General features: G+C 57.8%; 2 protein-coding genes and 1 tRNA gene. All 3 read right to left on the bottom strand.

The window, feature by feature from the left end; translation table 11 throughout:
* Positions 1 to 145: 145 nt before the first annotated feature.
* Positions 146 to 220: transfer RNA gene (locus WBG04_RS13385), tRNA-Thr, on the bottom strand.
* A 58-nt stretch (positions 221 to 278) separates the two neighbouring features.
* Positions 279 to 698 carry a secondary thiamine-phosphate synthase enzyme YjbQ gene (locus WBG04_RS13380; RefSeq protein ID WP_424314947.1) on the bottom strand — a complete coding sequence of 140 codons (420 nt, stop codon included), beginning with the start codon at positions 696 to 698 and terminating at the stop codon, positions 279 to 281.
* A gap of 15 nt (positions 699 to 713) precedes the next feature.
* A partial coding sequence (locus WBG04_RS13375) for a 2-oxo acid dehydrogenase subunit E2 (RefSeq protein WP_424314946.1) occupies positions 714 to 1,767 on the bottom strand: 1,054 nt, incomplete at its 5' end.

The following is a 1,767-nucleotide window of genomic DNA, read 5'->3' as shown; positions in this document are numbered from 1 at the left end:
ACCCAAAACGGTTGCCAAAACGGTTGCCAAAAATGCACTGTTTCTCCGGACTCTCGCGGATTTCAGCGGATGCCGCCGGATTTGACACCACCGGCAATAAGGCTACAGAACCCATTAAAACTCAGTTTTTTACCCTATTTTAGGCTGGAGCCGCTGGTCGGAATTGAACCGACGACCTATTCATTACGAGTGAATTGCTCTACCCCTGAGCTACAGCGGCGTCTCACAGTGCGGTGGAGCGGAATGAACCAAAGTCATTGGAGTTGGTAAAGGAATTCTTACTCCCCAACTACGGCGATAGCAATTTGTCGCTCATGCGCGGCCCGGCGATGCTCGAAGAGGAAGATGCCTTGCCAAGTGCCTAGAGCCATCCGCCCGTTGATCACCGGAACAACCTCGCTGCTCCGAGTAAGCGCCATGCGGATATGGCTGGGCATGTCATCCGGCCCCTCGTAGATGTGCACGAAATACGGCGTGTCTTCCGGAACCAAGTGATCGAAGAAAGCCTCCAGGTCCTGCCGGGCGCTTGGGTCGGCATTCTCCATAATCACGAGGCTCGCTGAGGTGTGACGAACGAACACCGTCACTGTGCCATCCCGAATACCCGAACCGGCGACCATCGATGCCACCTCACTGGTGATCTCGTAGGTTCCCTTGCCTCTTGTTCGGATTGAGAAAGTATCGCTATGAGCCGCCATCAGATCCCAGCTTACTCAAAGTTTCTCCGGAGATTGGAGTAGTTCGGCAATGCGAGCCAGCAAAAGCCCTGCACCACCGCCATCCACCACCCGGTGATCGAATGTCACGATCAGTTCAGCCTCGGTCGCAGGAATGAAGGCTTCCACCTCCTTGCTCCATATCGGCTTCTTCTCACCGGCTGCAAGACCGAGAATGAGGGTTTCATTCGGAAGCGGAATCGGAGTTCCATTGGTCAGACCAAAAGTACCGAAGTTCGTCACGGTGGCGATACCACCACGAGTGTCGTCCTCGGTGAGGCGGCGACGTCGCGCGCGCTCGACCATCTCCGCATACGCTCCGGTAAGTTGAGAAAGACTCATGGAATCCACGTTCCGAAGGACCGGCACCACCACGCCATCTTCAACCTGCACCGCCACACCTATGTCGAAGGCCCGGGGATGCACGATACGTTCACCAATCAGGAACCCAGCGCTGGCTGGATCCTCCGCAAGAGCGAGCGCGAATGCGCGCAGCAGGTAGAGTGTCAGTCCGGGCTTCGGGTCTTGAGCGCCCCGGTGATCGAGTACTCGATCAAGGCGAATCGGACGACTGACGGTGGCGAGCGGACGACTCCAACTTCGACGCATGGCATCCGCCACCGCGAGTCGCATCGGCGAGGCCTGGCTGCTTGGCCATTCCTCGATATAGTCTAGAAATGCCTCGAGATCCTGAACTGTGACACGGCCACCTGCACCGGTTCCCACCACTGCAGAGATGTCTGCCTCTCTCAAGCCCAACTCGGCCATCCGAGCACGCATCCGTGGAGAGATGTAGTGAGCGCCCATGATCCCGGCGGGCACGGGCAAGCCCTTTACGGACGGCTCAACCACCGGTTGACGCTCTTCGTAGCTTTCATCGTCGACGGCGAAGTGCAGGTTCTTTTCTTCCTCTTCGGCGGCGTTGGAAACCCGTTTATCCGCGGCTGCTTCGAGGCTTTCCACCCCGGTCTTTGCCACCTCATCCGCCTCGACGTCGAGCAGACCCAGCATCGTTCCCACCGCGTAGGTTTTCCCCTCCTCGACGGAGAGT

Origin of the sequence: Haloferula sp., assembly GCF_049672945.1 — a bacterium.
In the GTDB taxonomy this organism is placed as follows: Bacteria; Verrucomicrobiota; Verrucomicrobiia; order Verrucomicrobiales; family Akkermansiaceae; genus Haloferula.
The sequence above is the reverse complement of the archived record's forward strand: the minus strand, read 5'-3'. Positions and strand labels throughout refer to the sequence as shown.

Coding starts and splice junctions, on each gene's coding strand:
- WBG04_RS13380 (WP_424314947.1), bottom strand. CDS start 698: ATGGCGGCTCATAGCGATACTTTCTCAATCCGAACAAGAGGCAAGGGA.